Origin of the sequence: Methylobacter svalbardensis (genome assembly GCF_037671525.1) — a bacterium.
Classification (GTDB): Bacteria; Pseudomonadota; Gammaproteobacteria; order Methylococcales; family Methylomonadaceae; genus Methylobacter_A; species Methylobacter_A svalbardensis.
Genome location: NZ_JAWPOH010000128.1, coordinates 1 through 4212 on the forward strand (window position 1 = coordinate 1; position 4212 = coordinate 4212).

3 protein-coding genes and 1 pseudogene are annotated in these 4212 nt (G+C 45.7%); 2 read left to right on the forward strand and 2 right to left on the reverse strand.

From position 1 onward, the window contains the following. Positions 1-105: 105 nt before the first annotated feature. Complete coding sequence (locus RW114_RS19995) at positions 106-1635, reverse strand: IS1182 family transposase (protein ID WP_340124496.1); 1530 nt, start codon at positions 1633-1635, stop codon at positions 106-108. A 395-nt stretch (positions 1636-2030) separates the two neighbouring features. Between RW114_RS19995 and RW114_RS20000 the strand changes: the two genes are divergently transcribed. Next, a complete protein-coding gene (locus RW114_RS20000) occupies positions 2031-2393 on the forward strand; it encodes a SpoIIAA family protein (protein WP_340124497.1) in 363 nt (120 codons plus the stop codon). 298 nt (positions 2394-2691) lie between these two features. On the opposite strand, the gene RW114_RS20005 is transcribed toward RW114_RS20000, so the two are convergent. Next, positions 2692-3456, reverse strand: coding sequence for an IS1595 family transposase (locus RW114_RS20005; RefSeq protein WP_340124498.1), 765 nt, complete (start codon positions 3454-3456; stop codon positions 2692-2694). Between the two features lie 188 nt (positions 3457-3644). On the opposite strand from RW114_RS20005, the pseudogene RW114_RS20010 reads away from it, so the two are divergent. Next, positions 3645-4212, forward strand: a pseudogene (locus RW114_RS20010) (IS21 family transposase); the annotation flags it as partial.

The window sequence follows — 4212 nt, forward strand, 5'->3', positions numbered from 1 at the left end:
TTTCAAGACGTATATGCAAGATGCCAGTAAAGTTTTGTGTGTCATGAAGAAAATGCGTGAAGATTTCGCAATCCCTGCGTGAATTTTACTGTAGTGGCTTGGAAATTATTTACCTGAGAAACTATATATGGCTGGGTTTGTAGCCAAATGACCAAATTCTGGACGGACGACTCCCCTAAAAATGGCTTTGGCAATTTTTTTGAAATTGTGGGTGGCGCATACCAGTGAAAATTCACCTGCAACTTTTTCTTTGCCTCGAACACTGAAGCCGCGAAAACCGCTGTTTTTGATTTGTCCAAACACCGGCTCAACAATTGTTTTACGCTTACTGTAGATCGCCTTGGCTGATTCTGTTGCCATTTTGCTATTCATCTGTTGACGCAAAGGTTCTTTGTTATCGGTATTGATCGTGCGTGCGTTCCCTTTATCGGATTGGCAGCAACGGCTTTGAAGCGGGCAATCGGCACAGACTTCCGAGGATCCTTGATACACCCGTTTGCCATCTTGGCTTTCGCGTATCATCTTTAAGACCTGTCCACCCGGACAGGTAAAGGTGTTATCGGCTTCGTGGTACTTGAAGTCGGCCTTGACCAGTTTTCGGTCTGAGCCATCCAAAGGCGTTTTGTGGGCTTTTTCGCCTTTGTCGGTGGCGATATAAGCATCGGTGCTACTTGCTTCTAATGCCTGTAAATTATCACCAGACCAGTAGCCATTATCGACACTCAGTCGATCTGGTAATCGGTCAGCTGTGTCCAGCAGCGCTTCCAAGGCCAGCTCGACTTCTTGTTTGTCGTTGGCGTTTTGACTGATATGCTGGCCGACAATGATTTGCAGGTCTGCATCGACGCTGATCTGAGCATTGTATGCGTAATTAAAGTTGCCTTTCTTACCCATGATGCGGGACTCGGTATCAGCAAAGCTGATCTGCTTTTTGTCTTCGATGTCTTTACCTGGATTGAGCTGTTCTTCGCGTTGCTCAAGGGCTTTTTTGGCGGCTTTGATTTGAGCCAGTCGGGTTTGTTTGTGCTTCAAGTCTTCGGGGATTTCATAGCCGGTTCGCTCCTTGTAGGCTTTATCTTCTTCTTGGTCACAACGCTTGGCTTGTTCAATCAAGGCATCGATTTCGGTGCTCAAGGCCTGTTCTTTTTCTTTTAAACGTCCGTAACTCATCGCCTTGTGTTTGGAGCTGTTAGCCTTGAACTTCGAGCCATCCAGACTGATATGTCCTAAAGAGACCAGTTTCAACGCCAGTGCCAGTTTGACGGTTTGCTTAAAACAATCCTGGAAAAATACGCCATGGACCTTTCGAAAATCGCTGAGTACCCGAAAATTAGGGCAGTTCATTTGTGCAATATACATGAAGGACACATCTTCACGGCAGCGTCTTTCGATTTGCCGAGAACTGAAAACGCCTCGGCTGTAAGCATAAATCAGGATCGAAACAATCAGCCTGGGATGATAGGCGTTTTGACCTTTAACCTTATAGCTGCTTTCTACGGCAGAGGTGTCAAGCTGTTGAAAAAGATCCGTATAGAGATAGCATTCGTGATCTTTCGCGAGTAGATCAAAAATATTACTGGGAAACAGCAGGTGTTGATTAAATTCAAGCGGGCTGGATTTGAAAGAAATGGACATGGCATGAATAAGTGACTTCAATAAACCATATTGTATCATATCCTATTGATAATAGAGGGTTATTTGTTATTTTTGTGTCAATTTACGGGGTAGTATGAATTAATAAAGGGTAGTAAAAAATCGGGGTAGTAATTCTTCTCCGCTATTCTCGGACAGCCTCCTAGACCTGCCGTGTGCATAGGACTAAACACCATGCTTTGGTCAGTAGTCCTATGCACCATGCTTATCCGAAAATGACCATTATGTAAATATTTACATAATGGCCGATATAAGACAGTCAGTATACCTAAAATTTACTAATTGTCAGTGACTGCTATGACACGGTGGTTGTTATGACGGAAATAACAGTAAAATAAGAAAGATTTGACGGCCAAATCTCTATTCGGGAGTTCAGTATGTTGAAAATAGATGTAGATCAAGCAACGCGGACGGTACTGTTGGAACCAGAAGGACGTTTAGCCAAGCAAGATTTTCAGTCATTGGCACAACAGGTTGACCCGCTTATTAATGAATCCGGGAACCTAAACGGTGTGTTGGTACACGCAAGCAAGTTTCCGGGTTGGGATAGTTTTGCGTCTTTTGTTGCACATATACAATTCGTCAACGGGCACCACAAGCATGTAAAAAAAGTGGCTTTATGCACAGACGCTCCCTTAGGTACTCTGGTTGAAAAGCTGGGGGCGCATTTTGTATCCGCTGAGATCAAGGTTTTTCCATATGATGAGCTGAGTCAGGCAAAACAATGGATAGAGGCCTGACGAAAATGACTCGGCAAACAATTATGCGAGTAAGAAAAGCAGCTTCACTGTAAGGGACTTGCACCCGGAATGCGCTACAGTGCCTTTGTCATGCTTTTGGTTATGCTTCTGCTCCCTGTGCAAGTCTTTGCAGAGCAGGTTCGGGGGTGGGTAGTTGGTGTTCACGATGGCGACACATTATTACCGAACGGATCTGGGCAAGCCGCACCGACGCGACGCAAGCCCACCGAAGACGAGATCGTGGTTCAACTCAACCCACTTCTTGGGACTTCATATTCGAACTACAACGACTTCTGGCTCATGAGGCGAATTGTGTGACGCCACATAAAATTCTCAGAAATTCCATGGTACATTTTTTAATGTTGTGAGCCCATTCATGGATAGCTACGTATTGTTGCAGATACACTTTGTTTACACCTCGGAAGGGGCGAAGGAAGTTGCGTAATCCTGTCCAAAAACCTTCACTGGTATTAACATGAACCTCTCGAATATCGTCTCCATCATCGTCCCTTGCCCAAACACGTTTACCTGGGGTATGGCAAACAGTCACATGAAGACGATCAGCTTTCACGAGATGATTATACGCTCCCCATTCATCTGTATTGACAGTTGACCCTGGTTGTGTGGCATTGAGTACAGTGGGTTCAAGGTCTTTTCGTGCGCTGTTGTGTTTTACTTCCAATTGGATTTGACCACTTTCTCTACCAATGACACCCAGAACAGGGGGGCGATCAGAATCCCAGGTACCATGCCCGCGAGTTTTATTGCCACGGTAACGCGGAGGATCATTGGGGGTCGGAATGCTTGACACCTTTTTCACCTGCATTTGGTACATTTCATCGACCTCCGTCACCTTATCTGATAACGGCGTTCGAACGCTGACTTTATCTACAAAGCTCTGAAGCTTATGGCGACGTTCCAGTAAATGCTTGCGGTCTATACCCAGTTCTATTGATAAATGTAAAGTCGACACGCCTTGAGCGACACCCTGTAAAATACGAATGACCATCGGACATTGGTGATGCGTCCCCTGTGCATATTCTGGCCCAACCTGAACAGTCATTCTGATCCAATCTGAACACCTATTCTGATTCATGTTGAACACTGATTCTGGTTTCAAGCTGAACACTTTTTTGAATTTTTCCAGAATCGGTGTTCAAGTTGCCAGAATGACTGTTCAGGTTGCCAGAATCCCGCCTAACGCATTGTTTATCCAACCAGACTATCCTTTCCACCTTTTTGGAAAAAGATATGTCAGCGAAGAGAACAGCAATGCGAAAATTAAGAGAAGTACTTAGACTCAGTTACAGCGCCAATTTAAGCATCCGAAAAATCAGTGCCAGTACCAAGATCAGCGTCGGCAGCATCCAAAATATCCTAAAACTAGCCGTTCAGCTGAAAATAGCCTGTCCGCTACCGGAGGATTGGGATGATCAAACCTTAGCCCTGAAGTTTTATCCCCGATCGGACGCTCAGCCTTCAGCCAAGTTTCAAGAGCCGGTATGGACAGACGTTCATATGGAACTGAAGAAAAAAGGCCTGACCAAGCAGTTGCTCTGGGAGGAATACACCCAGCAGTATCCGAACCGTTGCTATAGTTACTCGCAGTTCTGTGCCCGTTATGCAGGCTGGGTGAAGAAACAAAAACGTTCCATGCGGCAGACCCATCGTGCCGGTGATAAGTTGTTTATTGATTATGCCGGACCCACAATGCCCGTGGTCTGCGCGTCAACCGGCGAAATTCGCACCGCGCAGATCTTTGTAGCGGTGTTGGGAGCCTCCAATTACACCTTTGCCGAAGCGACCTGGAGCCAAAGCC

Coding starts and splice junctions, on each gene's coding strand:
- RW114_RS19995 (WP_340124496.1), bottom strand. CDS start 1,635: ATGTCCATTTCTTTCAAATCCAGCCCGCTTGAATTTAATCAACACCTG.
- RW114_RS20000 (WP_340124497.1), top strand. CDS start 2,031: ATGTTGAAAATAGATGTAGATCAAGCAACGCGGACGGTACTGTTGGAA.
- RW114_RS20005 (WP_340124498.1), bottom strand. CDS start 3,456: ATGACTGTTCAGGTTGGGCCAGAATATGCACAGGGGACGCATCACCAA.